At 59.9% G+C, this 22,565-nt stretch carries 20 protein-coding genes and 1 pseudogene; 20 read left to right on the forward strand and 1 reads right to left on the reverse strand.

The window, feature by feature from the left end; translation table 11 throughout:
- Window positions 1-80: 80 nt before the first annotated feature.
- Entirely contained in the window at window positions 81-716 is a 636-nt protein-coding gene (locus tag GR303_RS23125; RefSeq protein WP_161726675.1) for a metallophosphoesterase, read from the reverse strand.
- A gap of 818 nt (window positions 717-1,534) precedes the next feature.
- Between GR303_RS23125 and GR303_RS23130 the strand changes: the two genes are divergently transcribed.
- The 20 genes and pseudogenes from GR303_RS23130 to GR303_RS23220 all read left to right on the forward strand — a co-directional run bounded on the left by GR303_RS23130 (window position 1,535) and on the right by GR303_RS23220 (window position 22,343).
- Complete coding sequence (locus tag GR303_RS23130) at window positions 1,535-2,032, forward strand: hypothetical protein (protein WP_161726677.1); 498 nt, start codon at window positions 1,535-1,537, stop codon at window positions 2,030-2,032.
- 1,051 nt (window positions 2,033-3,083) lie between these two features.
- On the forward strand, window positions 3,084-4,298 hold the full coding sequence (gene repA, locus GR303_RS23135; RefSeq protein WP_161726678.1) for a plasmid partitioning protein RepA: 1,215 nt from the start codon (window positions 3,084-3,086) through the stop codon (window positions 4,296-4,298).
- Complete coding sequence (gene repB / locus GR303_RS23140) at window positions 4,295-5,335, forward strand: plasmid partitioning protein RepB (protein WP_161726680.1); 1,041 nt, start codon at window positions 4,295-4,297, stop codon at window positions 5,333-5,335. The genes repA and repB overlap by 4 nt, the downstream gene beginning before the upstream one ends.
- A gap of 192 nt (window positions 5,336-5,527) precedes the next feature.
- Entirely contained in the window at window positions 5,528-5,668 is a 141-nt protein-coding gene (locus GR303_RS24450; RefSeq protein ID WP_201752203.1) for a hypothetical protein, read from the forward strand.
- 779 nt (window positions 5,669-6,447) lie between these two features.
- The gene (gene repC / locus GR303_RS23145; protein WP_161726682.1) at window positions 6,448-7,665 is read left to right on the forward strand and encodes a plasmid replication protein RepC; all 1,218 of its coding nucleotides are present in this window, start codon (window positions 6,448-6,450) and stop codon (window positions 7,663-7,665) included.
- Window positions 7,666-7,887: 222 nt separating this feature from the next.
- Entirely contained in the window at window positions 7,888-8,640 is a 753-nt protein-coding gene (locus GR303_RS23150; protein WP_161726684.1) for an 8-oxoguanine DNA glycosylase OGG fold protein, read from the forward strand.
- Between the two features lie 369 nt (window positions 8,641-9,009).
- Window positions 9,010-9,330 (forward strand): helix-turn-helix transcriptional regulator, encoded by a 321-nt coding sequence (locus GR303_RS23155; protein ID WP_161726685.1) that lies wholly within the window; start codon window positions 9,010-9,012, stop codon window positions 9,328-9,330.
- An 823-nt stretch (window positions 9,331-10,153) separates the two neighbouring features.
- Entirely contained in the window at window positions 10,154-11,428 is a 1,275-nt protein-coding gene (gene urtA / locus GR303_RS23160) for an urea ABC transporter substrate-binding protein (protein ID WP_201752204.1), read from the forward strand.
- A gap of 61 nt (window positions 11,429-11,489) precedes the next feature.
- The gene (gene urtB, locus GR303_RS23165) at window positions 11,490-13,082 is read left to right on the forward strand and encodes an urea ABC transporter permease subunit UrtB (RefSeq protein ID WP_161726689.1); all 1,593 of its coding nucleotides are present in this window, start codon (window positions 11,490-11,492) and stop codon (window positions 13,080-13,082) included.
- Entirely contained in the window at window positions 13,079-14,215 is a 1,137-nt protein-coding gene (urtC, locus tag GR303_RS23170; RefSeq protein WP_161726691.1) for an urea ABC transporter permease subunit UrtC, read from the forward strand. Before urtB ends, urtC begins: the two co-directional genes overlap by 4 nt.
- A gap of 3 nt (window positions 14,216-14,218) precedes the next feature.
- The gene (gene urtD / locus GR303_RS23175; RefSeq protein WP_161726693.1) at window positions 14,219-14,971 is read left to right on the forward strand and encodes an urea ABC transporter ATP-binding protein UrtD; all 753 of its coding nucleotides are present in this window, start codon (window positions 14,219-14,221) and stop codon (window positions 14,969-14,971) included.
- Window positions 14,972-14,973: 2 nt separating this feature from the next.
- Window positions 14,974-15,669: an urea ABC transporter ATP-binding subunit UrtE gene (gene urtE / locus GR303_RS23180; protein WP_161726695.1), complete on the forward strand. Its 696-nt coding sequence runs from the start codon at window positions 14,974-14,976 to the stop codon at window positions 15,667-15,669.
- On the forward strand, window positions 15,644-16,486 hold the full coding sequence (locus GR303_RS23185) for an urease accessory protein UreD (RefSeq protein ID WP_161726697.1): 843 nt from the start codon (window positions 15,644-15,646) through the stop codon (window positions 16,484-16,486). Before urtE ends, GR303_RS23185 begins: the two co-directional genes overlap by 26 nt.
- A 9-nt stretch (window positions 16,487-16,495) precedes the next feature.
- Entirely contained in the window at window positions 16,496-17,116 is a 621-nt protein-coding gene (locus GR303_RS23190) for an urease subunit gamma (RefSeq protein ID WP_161726699.1), read from the forward strand.
- Window positions 17,116-18,843 carry an urease subunit alpha gene (gene ureC, locus GR303_RS23195; protein WP_161726701.1) on the forward strand — a complete coding sequence of 576 codons (1,728 nt, stop codon included), beginning with the start codon at window positions 17,116-17,118 and terminating at the stop codon, window positions 18,841-18,843. The genes GR303_RS23190 and ureC overlap by 1 nt, the downstream gene beginning before the upstream one ends.
- A gap of 2 nt (window positions 18,844-18,845) precedes the next feature.
- Complete coding sequence (locus GR303_RS23200) at window positions 18,846-19,328, forward strand: urease accessory protein UreE (RefSeq protein WP_161726702.1); 483 nt, start codon at window positions 18,846-18,848, stop codon at window positions 19,326-19,328.
- The gene (locus tag GR303_RS23205; protein WP_161726703.1) at window positions 19,321-20,019 is read left to right on the forward strand and encodes an urease accessory protein UreF; all 699 of its coding nucleotides are present in this window, start codon (window positions 19,321-19,323) and stop codon (window positions 20,017-20,019) included. The genes GR303_RS23200 and GR303_RS23205 overlap by 8 nt, the downstream gene beginning before the upstream one ends.
- Window positions 20,016-20,639: an urease accessory protein UreG gene (ureG, locus tag GR303_RS23210; RefSeq protein WP_161726705.1), complete on the forward strand. Its 624-nt coding sequence runs from the start codon at window positions 20,016-20,018 to the stop codon at window positions 20,637-20,639. The genes GR303_RS23205 and ureG overlap by 4 nt, the downstream gene beginning before the upstream one ends.
- Window positions 20,640-20,651: 12 nt before the next feature.
- On the forward strand, window positions 20,652-21,224 hold the full coding sequence (locus GR303_RS23215) for a HupE/UreJ family protein (protein WP_161726707.1): 573 nt from the start codon (window positions 20,652-20,654) through the stop codon (window positions 21,222-21,224).
- A gap of 340 nt (window positions 21,225-21,564) precedes the next feature.
- Window positions 21,565-22,343: pseudogene (locus GR303_RS23220) on the forward strand (alpha/beta fold hydrolase).
- The last annotated feature ends 222 nt before the right edge of the window (window positions 22,344-22,565 follow it).

Below are 22,565 nucleotides of genomic sequence, written 5' to 3' on the forward strand. Positions count from 1 at the left end.
GTCCGTCATGGCGTGGTCTCCAATGGGACCCTGGCGCTCCAACGCCCGAATCCCGTTTTGTGGGCTTCAACACCCGGAGACTACGCCACCCTCTCAAAAGTCCACCACATCCCAGACGGCACCTGGCCATGGATCCACAGTCTGGTCTTTAGAAAGCGGTTCGGATCAAGGTTGTTCACGAAGAACCCGTTCAACACATCGCCCATAAAATCCTTGTGGACGGATCCGAGGAAAGGGGCGTGGTGTGTGACGATGACATCCGCCTTCGCCTGTTCCAAGAAACTGAGATGGGCTAAGTGCAGGTCATTCCACCTTTGGATTGTCGCGCCTTTGATCCTGTTGAAGTCGGGAAAACGGGTGGCCTCTTTGACAGCATGTCCGGTCAAGTAAGTCCAAAGACTTGCCACGGCGAACCGCACGCCATTAACCGTGAACACCTCACCACCATCGTTTGGGAAGTGTGAGCCATAGTAGTCATGGTTGCCGTTTACATGGATCACCGGGATTTCTAACTGATCCTTAATGCACGCGATTACATTAGCTCTGACGGCCGGATCAGGATGCGTATCCCCGGCCAGCACAAATACATCGGCCTCGACCACCAATGGCAGGGACAGGCTGCCATAGACCGGGAACATGCCGTCAGGAACGCCTAGAGGCGATGGGTCTTCGCGTTCCTCCAGGTGGAGGTCAGAGATGTAAGCAATGCGTGTCATTCGGCTTGTAGGGGTTCGCAACTAATTCCACGGACGAGAATGGCAGATAAGACGTGAGTTTGCCGCGGCAAACTTGTTGATGGTATTTCGTTCCCAAAGCACTTTTAGATTAGGGCCGTCGAGCTGCGCAAGATCTTCGGACACAGGGAGGCCGCCTCGGCATACACTCCAAGCCACGCGAGGTTTCCAAGCTGGTAAGGGTGAAGCTCTAGAGCAATCGGAGTGTCACTCTCTCGCGGCAAACCAGAATGCTGCTTATCGTCTCCTGGAAGAGTTTGCCGCGGCAAACTCCTTAAATTGACTCCGATCCGAGTGACTCCGGTCAGGTCTGCTGGGCGAATGGGGATCCGTACAAAGCGAGCGGATCAGTGTGCGGCACCGGCTGCTCTCGCCCCGCACGGAAGGCGTCGGCAGCAAATCGTTTGCCGCGGCAAACATGGAAGCTGGGCCGCGCCCTCGGAGTGATGTATGCTGAATTCGTATCTGGCGTTTATCACCAGCGGCACGGATGGAAAACTTGCGTCCTCGCGATCAATCGCTGAGCCGGCAGCGGCAATCCTAACGCTTCCCCGCGGATCCAAGGAGCAGTTTTGCAGAGGAGAGTTTGCCGCGGCAAACTCTTGAAGCCTAGTGCCGGCGCAGTCTGGGGGTGGGTTGGGGTGTTGGGCTTCTCGGGTTTTTCTCGCTAAACACACGCGGCGGCGCGACGAAACGAAAGAGTTTGCCGCGGCAAACATCAAAGGGTGGATCTAGCCGTCGTTCGATCGTAGCTTGACTGTAAGATTTACCAAACCGGCCCACTTCTGGCTGGATACTTATTGGCTATTGACGAGCCCAAGCCGACCAGCTCGGGAACATCAAAAGCGTTTGGCACGATGCTGGTAGCTGTACTGGCGGGGATCCCGTCGAAAGCCAAGAGTGTGGCGATAGCCAAGATTCAAAGGGTTGGTTCAGCGTCTCCCACGATCGAAGTCGAAGAGAAGATCGAGGTCGGTAATGAGGCTGAATTCCGTATGGCCATGCAAGGCAAGACGCGTGCGGTCATCCTCTTCTCACGTCCCGGCGGAAATCTGCTCGCTGACCTCCGAGTGGGGGATGAGATCCGGAATGGACGGTTCTCGACGGGGTGCTCGCCGACACTGAATTTGGGGCAGCCTGAGCTCGTGCCTAGCTCGCCAATTTGCCGCGGCAAATTCCGGCGGGAGGAAAGATCGGTTTCCCAGGCTGCGTTCATCGGAGAGCCAGATGGCTGCCCGGAGCTCGGAGCAGGAAGCGCATATTGGAGCATACCTGGAGTGGCAAGGATGAACGAGTGAGCGGTCGTCTATCTCGTCAGTGCTCCGCTAAGGAGGATGCATTGGCTAACAATAGAGGGCGGCAAGAGCTTCAGGATGAAACTATCGATGCTTGAGAAGGGAGCTGATCGTGAACGTCGGTCGGAGGTCATTAGAACCCGGTTAGCTCAGCCACATCCCGAAGCACCCCCGCACTTTAGCCCAGGGTAGGGCGGACCTCCTCCCGCCTGCATCAGCCTCACCCGTGAGCAATTCGAGACGGCGCGGCAGCGTACTCCAAGTTGGTGCCACTCAAGAAGTGGTCCGGCCGAAAGACCTCCGCCGTGTCGTACGATTCTGTGTCGCGGACACACCAGAGAGGACTCGCTAAAGAACATGAGGCCACAGCTCTTCTCGATCGCAGCGCCGGAAGTCTGGGAGACGCTGGCTCAGGCGACGATGCTGTTCTCGTTGGGTGCATGGCGATCTTCATCGCGAATTCGTGCGCCGAGCCTCCTGGAACTGAAGAGATGCGCGAGAAACGATTACCGTCAACTGGTCAGGTTGAGCACGAATGAGGCACAGGAGACAACGTTCATGCGGAGGCTCCCCCGAGCGCAGCTTGGCAGAAAGAACTCGGTGCAAGAGCAACAAGCGAAAGAGCTTATTGCAAGCATTATGACATCTGCGATCACTCGAAACCGGAGCACATCCACGCGGGGGTGTCTCTCTGCAACGATGACCGGGCACGTTTGTTGCAATCGCTGGCCAACCCGACAACCGTTGACGAGCTCGAGCTTGTCTCCGATCCTAAATTGGAGGCCGAGAGGGAGCTGGTCTCCTAAACGAAGCTATCCGGGCTGCCCTGGCGCGGCTTATTCTTCAGATCGCAAAGCCAAACGGGCATGACCTTGCAATCAATCGGCGCTGAAAAAATTGCACCGGCAAACATGTGGCTCAACCGCTCCTGCCGTTAACCTTTTGGCAACATGAAACAATTTGCTCCCGCCGCTCGAATCGGTGTAGCTTGCCATCTGCGGAAAAATGCGCAATCTGCTCTCAAATCCGCAGATGCGAGCAAAGGGGAAACAGCGTGCCAAGTGCAACGAGCGCCGAGAATCCAAAGCCAAGGGAACTTCGCACGGTTGTCCAGGCTCATGCTGCTGATCTTTCGAGGCAACTGCAGCTCCACATTCGGAATTCGTTCCCGCCATCGTCTGAAAAGACGATCCGGAACTTTTCCCCGTCCGAGGTGGCAAAGCTCCTTGGTATTCACGAGGGGTATCTACGACAGGTCGCTTCTGAGGGGAGGGGGCCCGTCCCACTGACGGTGAACGGTCGCCGTTCCTACTCGGTGCAGGACATCCACGAGCTCCGGAAAGTGCTCGATCAGGGATCGCGTGGCTCGCGTCGGTATCTGCCCCACCGAACCGGCAGCGAACACCTGCAGGTGATCTCGGTAATGAATTTTAAGGGCGGTAGCGGAAAGACGACTACCACCGCGCACCTGGCCCAGTATCTTGCTCTTCGCGGCTATCGCGTGCTCGCGATCGACCTCGACCCGCAGGCCAGTTTGACGGCGCTGTTCGGCGTTCAACCTGAACTCGACGTTGGGCCTAATGAGACACTTTACGGTGCGCTGCGATATGACGACGAGCGCCGACCAATCTCTGAGATCGTGCAGGCGTCGTACATCCCAGACCTGCATTTCATCCCGGGAAACCTGGAGCTCATGGAGTTCGAGCATGACACGCCCCGGGCGCTCCTGACTCGCAAAGCAGGCGACACGCTTTTCTTCGCGCGTATCGCCCAAGCATTGGCAGAGGTGCAGGACCTCTACGATGTCGTTGTGATCGACTGTCCGCCTCAGCTCGGCTACCTGACACTCTCTGCGCTCAGCGCTGCAACAGGTGTGATCATCACAGTGCATCCGCAAATGCTCGATGTGATGTCGATGAACCAGTTCCTGATCATGACCGGCGATCTTCTCGAGGAAATCGGAAGAGCAGGGGGCTCAGGCAGCTTCGACTTCATGAACTATCTCATCACCCGTTTCGAGCCTGGAGACGGGCCACAGAACCAGATGGTCGCGTTCTTGCGTTCCATTTTCGGGTCGGCCGTCCTCAATCACCCTATGCTCAAGAGCACGGCGGTGTCTGACGCCGGAATCACGAACCAGACTCTGTTTGAAGTGGATCGCCAGCAATTCAACCGCGCGACGTATGATCGGGCCATTGAATCTGTCACCAACGTGAATGCTGAAATCGAAGCGCTCATCAACAAGGCCTGGGGGAGGGCTGCGACATGAGAAAGGGAATTCTGATTGCACGGCCTACACCCGATGACGTGCCAGCGGAGCAGGCCGAGAATATTGACGCACGCGCTCCGAGGAGCCGTGTGCGACCGCTTCTGAATGCACCTGGCCTTGTTGCAGACCCGGCTGCACGTCCTGTCGGTGCGCTGGGCCAATCGCTCAATGAGTTTCAAGCCAAGGCACAACGAGCGGAGGAAATCGAGCAGAAGCTCGCTCAGGGACAGACCGTTGTCGAACTCGACCCGACACTGATCGACCCCTCGTTTGTCTCCGATCGTCTGCCCAATTCAGAGGACGCCCATCAGCGTCTCGTCGACGCGATACGCGAGAACGGTCAGCTCATCCCCATTCTCGTGCGGCCGCATCCAGAGAAGGAAGGCCATTATCAGGTTGCGTTCGGACATCGGCGGCTGCGCGCTGTTAAAGAGCTGGGGCGCCAAGTCCGCGCAATCGTTCGTAACCTGAGCGATGAAGAGCTCGTCATTGCGCAGGGCCAGGAGAATAACGAACGGGAAGACTTGTCGTTCATCGAGCGGGCACTCTTTGCCCACCATCTCGAACGCAAGGGCTTCAGCCGGGCAACCATTACGGCAGCCTTATCGGTTCACAAGACCGATCTCTCAACGATGCTGTCGATCGTCGCACGAATTCCTGCATCCTTGATCGAGGGTATTGGTCCTGCACCCAAAACAGGCCGGCGCTCCTGGATGGCTCTTGCAGACGGGTTGAAGGGGAAGTCTGAGATCAAGAAAGCCGAGGCCGCGATCGCATCGGAGAACTTCAGGGCTCTCGATAGTGACGCCCGTTTTGCGGTGGTCGCGAAGGCTATCACACCATTCAAGGACACAGGCGCTCCTATCACCATCAAAGATCCAAAAGGCCGTCAGTTTGCACGCGCTGAGCGGACTGCTTCCGTCACTGTTCTGAAGATCGATGAGAAGGTGGCTCCAGCGTTCGGCCAATACCTGCTCGACAAACTGCCAGAGCTGCTTGCAGCCTTTGAGTCGCAGCGCGAAAAGGCCGACGGTTAACAAGCAGTGAAGTTTTCCAGAGGAATCTGGCCCGATTCTGATTCAATCTTGCATTTTGACTCCACTGCAACATCGAATCGTGCGTTCCTCGTTATGCACGAGAGAAGATGGTTGGCTGTGATGTCGAACCCAAGAGCGATTGAACGGACGAAGCGCTTCCGCAAGCAGCGGCGAGAGAGGGGAGACCGAGAGATGAATGTCTGGGTCTCCACCGCTGTGGCCGCTGCTCTTGATGAGGCTGTCTCGGCGGGTCAGTTCAAGACGCGGCAGGACGCCATCCACGCTGCTCTCGCAGCTGCTTTTGTCCGCAAGGAGGTCAATCTCACCAGTTAGGCAATCAGGCAAAGCAAAGGGCCCCAGAGCTGGTAACTCTGAGGCCCTGGGGCTACCGAGGGCCGGCAGCTAGGTCTGTTTCACGACACCTTTATGCCAGCCCGACAATCCGAAGTCAATGAACATCGGCTTTCGGTGAACGCTCTTGCTTTGCCCAAATAAGGAGGGTGCGATGCTCACAGCATCGTTCAAGAGCTGGGCACCCCCAGCGCAGATCATAAGAGTTGGTGGCAGAAGTACCGGCAGCTCTGCGAACGAAACTTTACCCATCAGCTGGCGCGACGTCAGGCTGAAAGATGTCGCACGCTTCTCTCCTGAAAAGACAGTCGCGCGATATGTCACGATTTCTGATCGGGTATTTCACGTAGACCGAGCCAGGTCTGAATTTGCTATTTTCTCGCTCCGAATTTCTGAGGAATTTCAGAGATTTTATAGTTCTTGCCTCTCGCACGACTCTGTGGAGGCTTGGATGAAGTCCTATCGACCGATTCTCGCCTCAGGCGATAAGCCGGCCGATCAGGTCAATCGAGTAACCAACCAGAGGAGAAGCGCCACGGCGTGACGACGTAGGAAAAGCAACGGCCCCCGAAGCGCCAACTCCGGAGGCCGTGGAAATCAATGGGGCTTTGAGGACCCTGAACACCCTTAAAGTCCCATACAGCGAATCCGGTGTCAACGGGGAAACGCCAATTTCTCCGAACACCTGAGCTTTGCCTACCGCCTCAGGAGCCCCGCTGCTTCTGGGAACGGACACGCTTGGCCTGAAGAAGGTCAACGCCATGACAGCGCATCAATCGACAACTCCCTTCGGCCGGCGGCCTCTGTCGCTGGCCATGGTGGCCGCGCGAGCAGTCGCAGAGGCAGGGCCCAAGGAGGCCTTGGCCGACAAATGGAAGGTTTTGGACAATCTGAGGGAGGCCAAGACAGCGCTTGGCATCTCCGATCGGGCCCTGAGCGTGCTCAACGCGCTCCTCACCTTTCACCAAGACACGACCCTGCAGCTCGGATCCGACCTCATCGTCTTTCCGTCCAACAAAGCCCTGACCTTCCGGGCTAATGGCATGTCGCCGGCGACGCTGCGGCGTCATCTGGCGGCTCTCGTGCAGGCAGGTCTGGTGATCCGGCGCGACAGTCCCAACGGCAAGCGCTACGCCCGAAGAGGGGAGGGGGGGGCCATTGAGCAGGCCTTCGGATTCGACCTGTCACCGCTCGTCGCGCGCGCTGCCGAGTTCGAGAGTTTGGCGGATCAGGCCCGAGCCGAGAGGAAAGCCCGTTACCTGTTGCGCGAAGAAATCACGGTGCTTCGCCGCGACATTAGCAAAACAATTGCCGTCGCTCTCGAGGAGGATCTGCCTGGTCCGTGGGCTGATCTGTCAGCACGATTCGATGCTCTCAACGAGGCACCGCCACGCAGCGCCGAGCCCCCCGCATTGGAAGCGATTGCCTCCGATTTGCGGGCTCTCTGGTCCGAGGTGGACAACACGTTGAAATCTCAACTCAAACCAACGAATATGAGCGTCTATGAGTCTCATAGTGAGCGTCACTATCAGAATTCAAAACCAAACATCCTTTTAGATTCTGAACAGGGCCTTCAAAGAAGGCTGGAAGAAACCTCGGCGCCAGAGCCTGAAGCCAGGAAGTCTCCCACCCGGGCCTTTTCCTTGACCCTGGTGCTGCAGGCCTGCCCCGACATTGCGATGTACACGAAGGGAGGGCAGGGGATTTCTACCTGGCGCGAGCTGGTCACCGCGGCCGGCGTTGTAAGAGGCGCCCTCGGAATCAGCCCCTCAGCCTGGGAGGATGCCTGTGCTGTGATGGGCGAAGAGGATGCAGCCATCGTGGTTGCTGCGATGCTGCAGCGGTCCGAGATGATCGTGAGTGCCGGTGGTTACCTACGAAATCTGACGGAGCGGGCCCGAGAGGGTAAGTTCTCGGTTGGGCCCATGGTGATGGCGCTGTTGCGGGTGCAGGCGGGCAAGGAGCCAAGGAGAGCGTGATGGCATTCGATGCGTACCGCCCCGACGTGCGCGTTGATCCTGAGACACGAACGGCCGCCATTGGGGTGACAGCCGATGAGTCTGCTTCGGACAGGGCTTCCGGACTGTCAGTGAGATCCCACCAGACTGGCCGCGTGAGCGGCTCTCTCCTGCTCCAGGTTTAGATATCACACCAGATCGGGTATCATAGAAGATGATTATACACGAAAGCCGAGCTCAACCTTGGCACAGGTTCTCTCCTCCTCGGGTCTTCCACCAATGTTGTTTGTCGAAAAGCACTTGATTGAGCTGTCTCGCATTGGCTACGTGCCACAGGGGACATTCGGGATGGTTCCTGCCAAATGGGCTGCGGATGTCGCCAATGACTTTGCGGAAACCGCTGTGCTGTCGAAGCGACCCATCGGTCGAAAGGAAGTGGAAGCAGTCTGCCTGAGTTCGGCTTCCGCTGCTGAGGTGTTCTTCACGTGCATGAGCTGGGGAGCGATGCATCGAGTGCATGGACGAGCGGCGTGGCAGTTACGCCAGTCCTGGCTGCATTATATCGATGAACTCAGGTCTGCTCCTTTCTCCAGATCGGAAGCCTATAACCGGTTTCAACTCATGCGAACCAGTGGGGCGCTAACGAACATAGGACCAGCATACTTCACGAAGCTCATCTATTTCTGTGGCGCCCGCAATCTTGATGCCGAGCGCGGGTTCATTATGGACCAATGGACCGCCCGGTCGATCCACCTCCTCACCGGACGCAGGAGCATAAAGCTGATTAAGAACTATGGTCAGGATAGCTGGAGGGTGAGCGACGATAACCCCTCAGCGGTATACGAGGCGTATTGCGGAACCGTGTTGGCGCTTGCATCGGAACTCTCGCGTCTGGAGGGACGGGCCGTCACCGGAGCCGAAGCGGAGGAGCGCATATTCTCGCAGGGATGGGGCAAAGGAGCGTGGCGAAATTACCTAATCGCGAACGAGGAATAGATGAGAGGTTCGATGCCGGTAGTGTTGCGAGCAATGCGCTTGTAGGGGGTTGCCTCTACTATGTGAGGATCTTCGGTAAGGTCCAACTTTCCTTTATTGTTTTTGCGGCCCGATTTTTCGGCGGCTGGAACCGGAACTGCATCCGCGAGAGCATCAGGCGGATATAAACCTGCACCTGAACAGCTTGGACCTGTTTGATCAGGGCTGTCTCAACGTGATAGAGCGCGATCAAAGCCGTTCGTACTCTGAACCGGCATTTTAATGCCGCTGCCGAGCTTGCGTTCGCTTAGATTGCAGACGGATGGTCGATTCCTAAGATATTGTATATTTATATAGACAGTAAGCCGCTCTTGGGGTAAATAAATAGACATGAGAGCTGTCGTTGCCCTGTCTACCTATGAATTGGACGCGCTTGAGAGGCTTGGTCAAACGGTAAAGCTGGCTCGGCTCCGTCGCAACTTGACCCAGGCCGAGCTTGCCGAACGGATGGGTGTCAGCCGCTTGACTGTCGTTGCCCTGGAAAAAGGGAACGCAGGGACGTCCATTGGCGCGCTTCTGAAAGCCCTGACTGTCTTTGGCTATACCGGGCGCCTCGGCGAGATCCTCGCGTCCGATCCCATAGGAGATGACTTAGACATAGCTGAGGGGCGCAAGCGGGCCAGAGCGAGAACCGATGTGGCAGACTTCTAATCGCGGCCGCATCGACCGGCTGATCGTCTTTCGATTTGCCGAGGGATCGTTCCATCCGGCCGGAGAGTTGGTCTTTGAGGGCACAGAGCGGCGTATCAGCTGATTTGCGTATGCGAGGAGCTATCTCAAGGATCAGCACCGTGCGTTAGACCCGTGGGGCTTCCGCTTAGAGCCAGGTCAGTTTCTTCGGCGCCTTTCGAAGCTCACCTCGTCTTCCACAATTAGGCTCCCGACAACTGGGGGCGAGGTATCCTGCACTTGGTGTATCCTGACCTCACTCTGGGTATGGCTGAATATTTGGCGCTTGGCAGCTTTAACCGGACCGGCGATCTCGCATTCGGTCCTACACCTGACCGGCCCGAGGTATGGCTCCCGGGAGAAGAGCCAGCTCTGGTTCTGCCGTCAGACGAAGACGACGTGGACGCGCTCCAGGAAGCCGCCAAGGCCGTCGACGAAGGCGAAAAGGATGGCCACTACCTCCGCTACCTTGTTCGCCATAGCGCCGACATTGGAGGGGCACGTCCGAAAGCTCGTCTGATACCCTCACAATGAAGTGCAGAGCGGGCCTCTGATGCCTCCGGTCTATGTCGCCATCTCACCCGAAGGAGACATTCCGCCACACATCGCAGCACTGTTTCATAAGCCTCATCTTTGAGCTTTAGCCACTTTTCTGAGCAGACTCCTTTAGCTGACGAATTGCCTCGGTCATCATCTTGTCAGGTCGCTATCTCTCCGGCGGCCGTGGCATGCTTCTTGCATAGTGATCCCTCGCTGCACCTGAAACAGGGCAGGCAAGGGAGAAGGACCTATGTCAATATTCGACATGACGCGTAGAAACCTGATGGCGCTGACTGCAGCGGCGCTGGTTTCGAGCGCCACGGCGCAGGCCGCAAAAGCAGAGGAAACGATCAAGGTAGGGGTTCTCCACTCATTGTCGGGTACGATGGCCATCAGCGAGACGACCCTGAAGGACGTCATGCTGATGCTCGTCGAAGAGCAGAACAAGAAAGGCGGTCTACTCGGCAAGAAACTTGAGGCAGTCGTCGTCGATCCCGCTTCCAACTGGCCGCTCTTCGCCGAGAAGGCCCGCGAACTCATCAGCCAGCACAAGGTTTCCGCTGTCTTCGGTGCCTGGACCTCCGTGTCGCGTAAGTCGGTGCTGCCGGTGTTCAAGGAACTCAACAACATCCTGTTCTACCCGGTCCAATATGAAGGCGAGGAGAGCGAGCGGAACGTGTTCTACACGGGCGCTGCCCCGAACCAGCAGGCGATTCCGGCCGTCGACTATCTTGCCAAGGAAGAGAAGGTCGAGCGCTGGGTCCTGGCCGGAACGGACTACGTCTATCCCCGCACCACCAACAAGATCCTGGAGGCCTATCTGAAGTCCAAGGGCGTGAAGGCCGAGGACATCATGATCAGCTACACGCCGTTCGGACATTCCGATTGGCAGACCATCGTCGCCGACATCAAGAAGTTCGGCTCGGCAGGTAAGAAGACGGCGGTCGTCTCCACGATCAACGGCGATGCCAACGTGCCGTTCTACAAGGAACTCGCCAACCAGGGCGTGAAGGCGACGGACATTCCGGTTGTCGCCTTCTCGGTCGGCGAAGAGGAACTCGCAGGCATCGACACGAAGCCTCTCGTCGGGCACCTCGCGGCCTGGAACTACTTCCAGTCGGTCGATACGCCTGAGAACAAGGCTTTTATCGAGAAATGGAAGGCTTACACCAAGAACCCGAAGCGCGTCTCCAACGATCCGATGGAAGCCCATGTGATCGGTTTCAACATGTGGGTGAAGGCCGTCGAGAAAGCCGGCACAACCGATCCTGATAAGGTGATCGATGCCATTGTTGGCATCAAGGTCCCGAATCTCACAGGTGGAGTCTCGGAGATGCTCCCGAACCACCACATCACCAAGCCGGTGCTGATCGGCGAGATCAGGGCGGATGGTCAGTTCGACACCGTCTGGCAAACCGATGATCTCGTGGCCGGCGATGCATGGTCGAAGCATCTGGAGGGCTCGAAGGACCTTGTCGCCGACTGGCAAACCCTCAAGTGCGGCAACTACAACACCGTCACGAAGAAGTGCGGTTCTTAAACCTTCAAGGATGAGGGCGGCTGCTGCTGCCCTCACGCTCCCTCCGGTCAAAGTTCATTTCATGATTGTTCTGCGCAAATTCCTGCGGGCCTTCCTTCTGCTGCTCGGCATGGCCTCTGCTGCTCTGGCGGGACCTTACGAAGAAGCTCTGCCCAGGTTCACCAGTGACAGCTATGCGGATACGGATGCCGCAATCGGTGCCGTTGCCGCCAGTGGCAATCCCTTGGCCGTGGACGTCATCGAAGCCCTGCGCGACGGGCGGCTCCTCGTCGGGTCCGGACAGGTCTTCATTCGCCGAGCCTCCGGAGACCTCATCAATGCCGCGACCGGTCAGGCATGGGGCAATCCGGCTGGTGAGCTGAAGCCGGTTCGTCTCAACAACCGGGTGCGTCGCGCCATCGAGGCTGCGCTCGGCAGCCTGACATTGCTCAATCCCGATGCCGCGAAGCGCCTGGAGGCCGCACGCGCCGTGTTCCGCTCCCGGGACGAGGCCGCCTTGCCCGCGCTTGAGAAAGCCATTGCACAGGAGAGCCATGTTCCTGTCAGGAACGCTTTGGAGACTGCCCGTGCCGCCATCCTCCTGAGCAAGCAGGATGCCCCGCCGACGCAGAAGCTGACCGCCGTCCAAACCCTGCGGGATCGGAGTGATCAGGAAGCTCTCGCTCTCCTGTCCAACCTGCCGGCTCACGCACCGCCTGAAGTTGTAGCGGCCGCAGGAAAAGCCGCCGACGGCATCCGGGCCCGCCTTGCGTTCTGGCAGGCGTTCCAGAATGTCTGGTACGGCATCTCCCTCGGGTCCGTCCTGCTGCTGGCCGCCATCGGCCTTGCCATTACGTTCGGCACCATGAGCGTCATCAACATGGCTCATGGCGAGATGGTGATGCTGGGGGCCTATACCACGTTCATGGTGCAGGAACTCATCCGCTCCTATTTCCCTGGCCTGTTCGGAGCATCGCTCCTCATCGCGTTGCCGCTTGCATTTCTGGTTGCGGGTTCGGTCGGCGTTCTCCTCGAGAGAACGGTGATCCGCTTTCTCTATGGTCGGCCTCTGGAAACCCTGCTCGCCACGTGGGGAATATCGCTGATCCTGCAGCAGGGCGTCCGCACGATCTTCGGTCCCACCAACCGCGAGGTCGGAACACCCGCCTGGATGAGCGGCGCGCTGGACGTCGGGGCGATGAGCCTGACCTACAATCGCATCGCCATCGTGGTCTTCGCCTTCTCGGTCTTCGCGATCCTGCTCCTCGTGCTGCGATACACCTCGCTGGGGCTCTACGTGCGGGCCGTCACGCAGAACCGGCGCATGGCAGGCTCCATGGGCATCCGGACCAGCCGCGTCGACGCGCTGGCATTCGGCCTGGGATCAGGGGTGGCCGGCATCGCTGGCGTCGCGCTCTCACAGATCGACAATGTCAGTCCTAACCTGGGGCAAGGCTACATCATCGACAGCTTCATGGTGGTCGTGTTCGGCGGCGTCGGGAACCTGTGGGGCACGCTGGTGGGCGCGATGACCCTCGGCATCGCGAACAAGCTGCTCGAACCCTATGCGGGCGCGGTGCTGGGCAAGATCGCCCTGCTCATCGCCATCATCGTCTTCATTCAAAGGCGTCCGCGCGGCCTCTTCGCGCTCAAGGGCAGGGTGGTTGAAGCATGAGAACCCAATACCTGTTCGACCGACAGACCGTTCTTGTTCTGTCGATCCTGGCTGCCGCCGCCATCCTGGTGCCGGCCATGAACGGACTGGTGCCGCCCGGATCGGCGCTGCACCTCTCGGATCACCTTGTGCCTCTGCTCGGCAAGTATGTCTGCTTGGCCCTGCTGGCACTCTCCGTCGATTTGATCTGGGGGTTCTGCGGCATCCTCTCCCTCGGGCACGGCGCATTCTTCGCTTTGGGCGGCTATGCCATGGGCATGTACCTCATGCGTCAGATCGGGCCGCGTGGTGCCTATGCAGATCCGATCCTGCCCGATTTCATGGTGTTCCTGAACTGGAAGGAGCTGCCCTGGTTCTGGCACGGCTTCGACTGGTTTCCCTTCGCTGCGCTGATGGTGCTGCTGGTGCCGGGAGCTCTTGCCCTGGTCTTCGGCTGGTTTGCTTTCAGATCCCGCGTCACGGGCGTCTACTTCTCCATCATTACCCAGGCCATGACCTTCGCGCTGATGCTGGCCTTTTTTCGTAACGACATGGGCCTCGGCGGCAACAACGGCTTGACGGACTTCAAGGAGGTTCTCGGCTTCCCAGTGCAGGCCGGCTCCACGCGAGTAGTCCTGTTCGTGCTGTCGGTCCTGGTGCTTGCGGGCGGCTATCTGCTGTGCCGGTGGGTCGTGGGGTCCACGTTCGGCAAGGTGCTCGTGGCCGTGCGCGATGCGGAGAGCCGCACGCGCTTCCTCGGCTACCGGGTCGAGCACTACAAGCTTGCCGTGTTCACCCTGTCCGCCATGCTGGCGGGCGTCGCGGGTGCGCTCTACGTACCCCAGGTCGGCATCATCAACCCAAGCGAGTTCGCTCCTGCCAACTCCATTGAGGTGGTGATCTGGGTGGCCGTCGGCGGACGCGGGACTCTTGCCGGAGCCATTCTCGGGGCGCTGCTGGTCAATGCGGGAAAGACCTGGTTCACGGCGGCGCTGCCGGAGTTCTGGCTGTTCGCCTTAGGGGGCCTCTTCGTATTCGTCACGCTGTTCATGCCTCGCGGGATTCTCGGAGCCGCTGGGGATCTGTGGGAGCGTTCCAGCCGAAGGCTGCGAACGCGCCGGTCACCTCAACCTTTCACCCAAGCGGCGGAGTGAGCCATGACCGCGCCGGTTACCCCAACCCTGCTTTACCTCGAAAATGTTACTGTATCATTTGATGGCTTTCGGGCGCTGAACGCTCTGTCGCTCGTCATCGACCATGCGGAGATGCGCGCCATCATTGGGCCAAATGGGGCCGGCAAGACGACCATGATGGACGTAATCACCGGAAAGACGCAGCCCAACGAGGGCACGGCCTTGTTCGAAGGCACTCACGATCTCACCGCTCTCGATGAGACGGCCATCGCCGAACTCGGCATTGGTCGCAAGTTCCAGACCCCAACTGTCTTCGAGATGCATACGGTCGAGGACAACCTGCTTCTCGCGCTGAAGAACAAGCGCGGGCCTCTGGCGACCCTGTTCTCGCGCCAAGCCAACCAAGAGCGGGAGAGGATCGACGCTCTCCTGGAGCGAGTGCGCCTCACAGCCCAGCGACATCGCAGAGCGGGCGAGCTGTCTCACGGGCAGAAGCAATGGCTCGAGATCGGGATGCTGCTGGCGCAGGAGCCGAAGCTCCTGCTGATCGACGAGCCGGCTGCCGGCATGACGGATCAGGAAACCGCCGACACTGCCGACCTTCTCCGTGACATTGCCAAGAGCAAGGCTGTGATTGTGGTCGAGCACGACATGACCTTTGTGCGCGATCTCGGCGTCAAGGTCACGTGCTTGCACGAAGGGTCTGTGCTGGCAGAAGGGTCGCTCGATGCGGTGAGTGCGAACGAGCGCGTGGTGGAAGTGTATTTGGGGCGATGACAATGCTCGCAGTCGAAAACCTGTCTCTCCATTACGGCGCAGCCCAAGCCCTGCGCGGTGTGTCCGTCGGTGCCGCCGTAGGGGAGGTCACATGCGTCCTCGGCCGCAACGGTGTGGGAAAGACGTCGCTGCTCCGCGCCATAGCTGGCCATAGGCCGATCTCCGGCGGCAGCATTCTTTTCGAAGGGCAAAGTATCGTGCGCCTGAAACCTTTCGAGCGTGCAGCCCGCGGCATCGCCTATGTGCCACAAGGGCGCGAGATCTTTCCGCTCCTGTCGGTGAAGGAGAACCTCGAAACGGGCTTTGCCCCCTTGAAGCGCGGCCCGCGGCAGATCCCTGAGGAGGTGTTCGAGCTTTTCCCGGTGCTCAAATCCATGCTTGGGCGGCGGGGCGGGGATCTTTCAGGGGGGCAGCAGCAGCAGCTTGCCATCGGCCGTGCGCTGGTCATGCGCCCGCGCCTCCTCGTGCTCGACGAGCCGACGGAAGGCATTCAGCCGTCAATCATCAAGGATATCGGTCGCGCCATCTCTTACCTCCGTGGTCGCAAGGACATGGCGATTCTGCTCGTCGAGCAGTACTTCGACTTTGCCCGTGATCTGGCAGACCGCTTCGTGGTGATGGAGCGTGGCGAGATCGTTCAGCATGGCGACCGTGCAGCGCTGGAGGGGAACGATGTTCGTCAGCGCCTTGCCATCTGACGGTGTTCCGACGCAGCGCCAGCGGGCGGTCGGTCGTGTGTCGTTCGCTGCGGCGGCCCTTAATGGGCGGACCCGGCCGATGCAGATCGAGGAAAGCGGCTCCATGCGCATTCGCCTGCCGAAAGGAGAGGGCACAGGGCTCGATGCCGTTCTTGTCAATACCGCGGGCGGCATCGCCTGTGGGGATCGCTTCACCGTGGAAGTCGAGGCGCGCTCCGGTGCTTCGGTGACGGTTGCGACGCCTGCGGCGGAGAAGGTCTATCGCTCGGACGGGCCGGTCTCAAAGCTGTCGGTCAAGCTCACCGCAGGAGCAAGGGCCCAGCTGGATTGGCTCCCGCAGGAGACGATCCTGTTCGATGAGGCGAGGCTCGACCGGCAACTCGAGGCAACCATCGCCGAGGATGCGCGCCTGACCTTGCTGGAGGCCGTGGTCTTCGGGCGTGAGGCCAGGGCGGAGCATATCGCGAATGGACTCTTCATTGACCGTTGGCGCATCCGCCGAGGATCACGCCTCGTTTATGCCGACACATTGCGGCTCTGCGGGCCCATTGCCGACCTGCTACAGAAGCCGAGCATTGGTAAAGGTGCCCGTGCCATCGCAACATTGATTCATGTCGCCCCAGATGCCGAGGCTCGCCTGGAGCTGGTGCGCGAACAGCTATCCTCCAGGCAGGGCTGCGATGCGGCTGCGAGCGCCTGGAACGGCCTTCTCGCCGTGCGCTTCTGTGCGGTCTCCATCGAGGCGCTACGGGCCGCCATGTGCCCGTTCCTCCTCGCCTTTCGTGGCGAGCCCCTGCCTCGCGTCTGGCTCAGCTAGGATTTTGGAATGCAACTGACACCTCGCGAAAAAGACAAGCTCCTGATCGCCATGGCGGCCATGGTGGCACGCCGCCGCCTGGAGCGCGGCGTGAAGCTCAACCACCCGGAGGCGATTGCCCTGATCACCGATACGGTGGTGGAGGGTGCGCGCGATGGGCGCTCCGTCGCCGAGCTGATGGAGGCCGGCGCCCATGTCGTCACCGCCGATCAGGTCATGGAGGGCGTGGCCGAGATGATCCATGATGTTCAGGTTGAAGCCACTTTCCCTGATGGCACCAAGCTCGTCACCGTGCATCATCCGATCCGGGGCGCAGCCTCCCAGGACGTCCCTGGCGAAGTGATGGCGCAGGATGGCGAAATCGTCTTCAACGAGGGTGCGCCGCGAACCGTGCTGGCGGTGGCGAACACAGGCGACCGTCCCATCCAGGTCGGGAGCCACTACCACTTTTTCGAAACCAATCCGGCCCTGTCCTTCGAGCGTGAGAAGGCACGCGGCATGCGCCTCGACATCGCGCCCGGCACGGCGGTGCGGTTCGAGCCCGGCTCTACGCGCGAGGTTGTTCTGATCCCGCTGTCAGGCAAGCGCGAGGTCTATGGTTTCCGCCACGGCGTGATGGGTGCCCTCTGATGACGAATGGAAGAAAGCCCGCTTCGCTCCCGCGCGCAGCCTATGCCGACATGTTCGGCCCCACCAAAGGTGACAGGATCAGGCTCGCCGATACCTCGCTTGTCATCGAGGTCGAGAAGGACTTCACGACCTATGGTGAGGAAGTGAAGTTCGGTGGAGGCAAGGTTATCCGCGATGGAATGGGGCAGGGACAGGCGACCCGTGCCGGAGGTGCGGTCGACACCGTCATCACCAATGCGGTCGTCCTCGATCACTCTGGTATCGTAAAGGGTGATATCGGCATCAAGGGAGGGCGGATCACCGGGATCGGCAAGGCCGGCAATCCGGACGTGCAGCCCAATGTCGACATCATCATCGGCCCGGGCACCGAGATCATCGCCGGTGAGGGCAAGATCGTCACGGCGGGCGGATTCGACTCGCATATCCACTTCATCTGCCCGCAACAGATTGAAGAGGCGCTGATGTCGGGCATCACGACGATGCTCGGCGGCGGCACCGGGCCGGCCACCGGCACATTCGCCACCACCTGCACGCCGGGGCCCTGGCATATCGCCCGTATGGTCGAGGCGGCAGACGCCTTTCCCATGAATCTCGCCTTTACAGGCAAGGGCAACGCCTCGCAGCCCGGTGCACTGGAGGAGATGATCGAAGCCGGCGCCTGCGCCCTCAAACTTCACGAGGACTGGGGCACCACGCCTGCGGCCATCGATTGCTGCCTGTCGGTGGCCGATGCCTATGACGTGCAGGTGATGATCCACACCGACACGCTTAACGAGTCGGGTTTCGTGGAGGATACGATTGCCGCCTTCAAAGGACGCACGATCCACGCCTTCCATACGGAAGGGGCGGGCGGCGGCCACGCTCCGGACATCATCAGGGTGGCAGGGCTTCCCAACGTGCTGCCATCTTCCACGAACCCGACGCGCCCGTATACGGTCAACACCATCGACGAGCATCTCGACATGCTCATGGTGTGCCATCATCTCGACCCGTCGATTCCCGAGGATCTGGCCTTTGCCGAAAGCCGCATCCGCAAGGAGACCATCGCGGCCGAGGACATCCTTCACGACATCGGCGCGCTCTCGATGATGTCCTCCGACAGCCAGGCCATGGGCCGCGTGGGCGAGGTCATCATCCGCACCTGGCAGACCGCTCACAAGATGAAGGTGCAGCGCGGGCCGCTGCCCGGCGAAACCGGCGACAACGACAACCTGCGTGTCCGGCGCTATGTGGCGAAATACACGATCAACCCTGCCATTGCCCACGGTGTATCGGGGCATGTCGGTTCCGTCGAGTCCGGAAAGCTCGCCGATCTCGTCGTCTGGACACCGGCCTTCTTCGGCGTGAAGCCCGATCTCGTCATCAAGGGCGGGGCCATTGCGGCGGCACTCATGGGTGATCCGAACGCCTCCATCCCGACGCCGCAGCCGGTGCATTACCGTCCGATGTTCGGAGCCTATGGACGGGCAGTAGCGGCGACCTCCCTCACATTCGTGTCCAGGGCCGCCGTCGAGAATGGGCTTGCAGGAAGGCTCGGTGTCCAAAAGCAGCTTGTCGCCGTCGAGAACGTTCGCGGCGGGATCGGCAAGAAGGACATGGTGCTGAACGGCGCCACGCCGGTCATCGAGGTCGACCCGGAGACCTATGATGTCCGCGCCGACGGCGAGCTTCTGGTCTGCGAGCCGGCCAAAATTCTCCCCATGGCTCAACGCTATTTCCTGTTCTGATCATGATTCGCGCCACATCCATTGTCCGCCGCGACGCCGTCGATTCCGACCGCATCGTCGACATTATCACCCTCGAACACGGTGACCGACACAGACGTCGCATCCTGCTGAACGCCGATGGCGGCACGGCCTTCCTTCTCGACCTCGACAGGGCCGACGTACTGGAGGACGGAGACGCCATTCGCCTCGACAGCGGCTGGCTCGTTGAGGTGAAGGCAGCGACTGAGAAGCTCATTGAGGCCTCGACCGAAGATCCGCTCGATCTCCTCACCCTGGCTTGGCACATCGGCAACCGGCACGTGCCGGCGGAAATCAGCCGGGAGGCGATATACATCGCCTACGATCATGTGCTGCTCAAGATGCTGCATGGGCTCGGAGCCAAGACGGAGATCGTCCAGCGCCCGTTCCGTCCGGTTCGTGGCGCATACCACCAGCACGAGCACGGCGGCCATTCCGGCCATCACCACGGACACGGCCATGGATGATGCGCTCCTGCTGCAGGTTGTGGAGAAGGGCCATGGCATCCTGCCGCTGTTCGCCTGGCTGTCCCCGTCCTACCCGGTCGGCTGCTATGCCTATTCCCACACGCTGGAATGGGCAGTCGAAGCAGGGGACGTGGCGGACGAGAAGACGCTCGTCGCGTGGCTGAGGGATCAGATGACGCTCGGCTTCGGCCGCAACGACGCGATCCTGCTGAGCCACGCCTATCGGGCCGTGGCGGCAGGCCATGAGGCCGCGCTCGTGAATGTCAACGAATTTGCCCTGGCGCTCTCCTCCTCCGCCGAGTTGTACCTCGAGACGAGCCAGCAGGGGCGCAGCTTCCTCGACGCAACTCTGGCTGCTTGGCCCGCTCCGGGTTTGCGCCATTTAGATGGCGAGGTGGCATTCCCCATTGCCATTGGCATGGCGGCTGCAGCGCATGGTGTTCCTCTCCCGATCACCCTGAACGCCTACCTCTTCGGTCTCGTGCAAACGCTCGTCTCGGCAGCCATCCGGCTCGCGCCGATCGGGCAGACAGCTGGCATCCGAGTCTGCGCTGCCTTGGCCGTGACCGTGCAAGGGATCGCGCAGGAGGCCATCAACCTATCTCTCGACGATATCGGCGGCGCGACCTTTCGGGCCGATCTCGGCTCCTTTCATCATGAAAACCAATATACGAGGCTTTTCCGCTCATGAAATCACAGACAGGACCTCTTCGTGTCGGCATCGGCGGGCCGGTCGGCTCCGGCAAGACCGCTCTGATGGAGGCGCTCTGCAAGACCTTCCGCGAGCGCTACGACATCTGTGCCATCACCAACGACATCTACACCAAGGAGGATGCCCGTCTGCTGACGGTGGCGGGCGCTCTTCCGGTTGAGCGCATCATAGGCGTGGAGACGGGCGGTTGCCCGCACACGGCAATCCGTGAGGATGCCTCGATCAATCTCGCGGCCATCGCCACGATGCGGAAGCGATTTCCTGAGCTCGACATCGTGCTGGTGGAGTCCGGCGGCGACAACCTGGCCGCAACCTTCTCGCCTGAACTCGCGGATCTGACGATCTATGTCATCGATGTGGCAGGAGGCGAGAAGATCCCACGCAAGGGCGGACCCGGCATTACCCGGTCGGACCTTCTAGTGGTGAACAAGATCGACCTTGCGCCCTACGTCGGCGCGAATCTCGCTATCATGGAGGAGGACACGAAGCGCATGCGCGGCCAGCGCCCTTATGTCTTCAGCAACATCCGTGGCGGTGTCGGCGTCGACGCCATCGCGCAATTCATCGAACGGGCCGGCGGCCTCTCCGCGGCCGCCTGACAGGAGCATCCCATGAAATTGAAGCAGTCCTTTCTACTCGCCGCCATGGTGGTAACGGCCATGCCGGCCCTTGCGCATACGGGCATCCACTCAGCTTCAGGTTTGGTCGACGGTTTGGCGCACCCCTTTGGCGGTCTTGACCATGTCTTGGCCATGGTGGCAGTCGGTCTCTTCGCCGCCGTGCTCGGAGAGCGGGCTCTCTGGGCCGTTCCGGCAACCTTCGCATCTATGATGCTCGTCGGCGGCGTCATGGGTGTTATGGGCATTGGAATTCCTGCCATCGAGGCGGGCATTGCCCTGTCAGTGGTTATCCTCGGCGCAATTCTGGCTGCCAGGATCCGCTGCCGCATCTCCGTAGCCATGATGCTGACCGGAGCATTTGCCATTTTCCACGGCTACGCCCATGGAGCTGAGATGCCGACGGAAGCCGCAGCAGCCCTTTATTGTCTTGGCTTTGTCTCGGCTACCGGCCTTCTGCATGGGACGGGTCTCGTATTAGGCCACGCTTTTGGTAAGCGCCAGATGATTCACCGCTTGGCAGGTGCTGGGATTAGCGTTGGAGGCGTTGTTCTGTCGCTGAGTTGAAGTTGGCGACCAGGGGCCGCGGCTACTTCAAACCCGCAACTATCAATCGGGACGAGTTACGTGAGACACCCGATGCAGAGCTGCGTTGGAAGGCCTGCTGCTGGCACAAGGCGGAAGTAGGCCAAACGTCTACTTAAGCAGGAAACACCGGGCGCTTCTGAAGGGCAGGGAATTTCGCTGTTGACTCATAAGCGGTCCTTTCGGCAGCCGCGCGAGCCCTTCGTGCACCTTGAGGTAGGTTGAAGGGCTATCTGGCCTCCGATAGCGCTGCCACGCCACAAGCCTGTCAAACGATCCTCTTAAGCTTAGCCTCTCGTTCGGCTGACACAAGGAGAAGACGATGAGCATGATCACAACTCGGGATAGGACACAGATTTTCTACAAGGACTGGGCTCGAACGACGCGCAGCCAATCGTCTTCCATCACGGCTGGTCGCTCAGTGCCGACGATCGGGACAGCCAGATGCAGTTCTTTTTCGACAAGGGCTTCCGTGTGATCGCACACGACCGCCGCGCTCACGGGCGCTCCACCCAGACTGCAACGGGCAATGAGATGGACACCTATGCGGCGGATGTCGCCGAACTGGTCACAGCCCTTGATCTAAAGCATGCCATCCATGTCGGCCATTCCACCGGTGGTGGCGAGCTCGCACATTACGTCGCCCGGGCGGAGCCGGTTCGGGTTGCCAAGGCGATGTTGGTCGGAGCGGTGCCGCCGGTGATGGTCAGGTCGGAGAGGAACCCTGGCGGCTTGCCGACCGAGGTGTTCGACGGCTTCCGAGCCCAGTTCTACACAGATGTCGCTGCCGGTCCGTTTTATGGCTTCAACCGTCCCGGTGCGAAGGTCTCCGAGGCGGTCGTCGACAACTGGTGGCGCCAGGGCATGATGGGTGGCATCAAGCCCCATTACGATTGCATCAAGGCCTTCTCCGTGACTGACTTCACCGAGGATCTCACGCGAATCGACGTGCCTATGCTCATCATGCACGGGGACGATAACCAGATCGTCCCGATTGCCAACTCGGTCCTGCTAACAGTCAAGCTCGTCAGAAATGGCACGCTTAAGGTGTATGAGGGCCTTCCGCACGGGATGTGGGGCCAGCGCAAGATCTGTTCCTGATTATACGCTAAGATAGAACAAATCAGGAACTCGCCTTTCCTTGACGATCCATTGTCCGGCGCCGAGCGCACTTACTGGGAGGTAGCAGCCCGGCGGGATCCGTCGCAAACGGTTTGTTTCAGAGTTTCAGCTACTGGGTGGAGGTCTCAGTGGCGGAGGAATAAGTGTTCAAGGGCAGGCATTTTGATCGATCCGTAATCCTGCTCTGCGTGCGCTGGTATC

Source organism: Microvirga arsenatis (assembly GCF_009910705.1).
Taxonomy (GTDB): Bacteria; Pseudomonadota; Alphaproteobacteria; order Rhizobiales; family Beijerinckiaceae; genus Microvirga; species Microvirga arsenatis.

What these genes read in the sequence shown, in the direction of transcription:
- GR303_RS23125 (WP_161726675.1), bottom strand. Translation starts at nt 716, where the DNA reads ATGACACGCATTGCTTACATCTCTGACCTCCACCTGGAGGAACGCGAA.
- repB (WP_161726680.1), top strand. Translation starts at nt 4,295, where the DNA reads ATGAGAAAGGGAATTCTGATTGCACGGCCTACACCCGATGACGTGCCA.
- GR303_RS24450 (WP_201752203.1), top strand. Translation starts at nt 5,528, where the DNA reads ATGAATGTCTGGGTCTCCACCGCTGTGGCCGCTGCTCTTGATGAGGCT.
- repC (WP_161726682.1), top strand. Translation starts at nt 6,448, where the DNA reads ATGACAGCGCATCAATCGACAACTCCCTTCGGCCGGCGGCCTCTGTCG.
- GR303_RS23155 (WP_161726685.1), top strand. Translation starts at nt 9,010, where the DNA reads ATGAGAGCTGTCGTTGCCCTGTCTACCTATGAATTGGACGCGCTTGAG.
- urtA (WP_201752204.1), top strand. Translation starts at nt 10,154, where the DNA reads ATGACGCGTAGAAACCTGATGGCGCTGACTGCAGCGGCGCTGGTTTCG.
- urtB (WP_161726689.1), top strand. Translation starts at nt 11,490, where the DNA reads ATGATTGTTCTGCGCAAATTCCTGCGGGCCTTCCTTCTGCTGCTCGGC.
- urtC (WP_161726691.1), top strand. Translation starts at nt 13,079, where the DNA reads ATGAGAACCCAATACCTGTTCGACCGACAGACCGTTCTTGTTCTGTCG.
- urtD (WP_161726693.1), top strand. Translation starts at nt 14,219, where the DNA reads ATGACCGCGCCGGTTACCCCAACCCTGCTTTACCTCGAAAATGTTACT.
- urtE (WP_161726695.1), top strand. Translation starts at nt 14,974, where the DNA reads ATGCTCGCAGTCGAAAACCTGTCTCTCCATTACGGCGCAGCCCAAGCC.
- GR303_RS23185 (WP_161726697.1), top strand. Translation starts at nt 15,644, where the DNA reads ATGTTCGTCAGCGCCTTGCCATCTGACGGTGTTCCGACGCAGCGCCAG.
- GR303_RS23190 (WP_161726699.1), top strand. Translation starts at nt 16,496, where the DNA reads ATGCAACTGACACCTCGCGAAAAAGACAAGCTCCTGATCGCCATGGCG.
- ureC (WP_161726701.1), top strand. Translation starts at nt 17,116, where the DNA reads ATGACGAATGGAAGAAAGCCCGCTTCGCTCCCGCGCGCAGCCTATGCC.
- GR303_RS23200 (WP_161726702.1), top strand. Translation starts at nt 18,846, where the DNA reads ATGATTCGCGCCACATCCATTGTCCGCCGCGACGCCGTCGATTCCGAC.
- GR303_RS23205 (WP_161726703.1), top strand. Translation starts at nt 19,321, where the DNA reads ATGGATGATGCGCTCCTGCTGCAGGTTGTGGAGAAGGGCCATGGCATC.
- ureG (WP_161726705.1), top strand. Translation starts at nt 20,016, where the DNA reads ATGAAATCACAGACAGGACCTCTTCGTGTCGGCATCGGCGGGCCGGTC.
- GR303_RS23215 (WP_161726707.1), top strand. Translation starts at nt 20,652, where the DNA reads ATGAAATTGAAGCAGTCCTTTCTACTCGCCGCCATGGTGGTAACGGCC.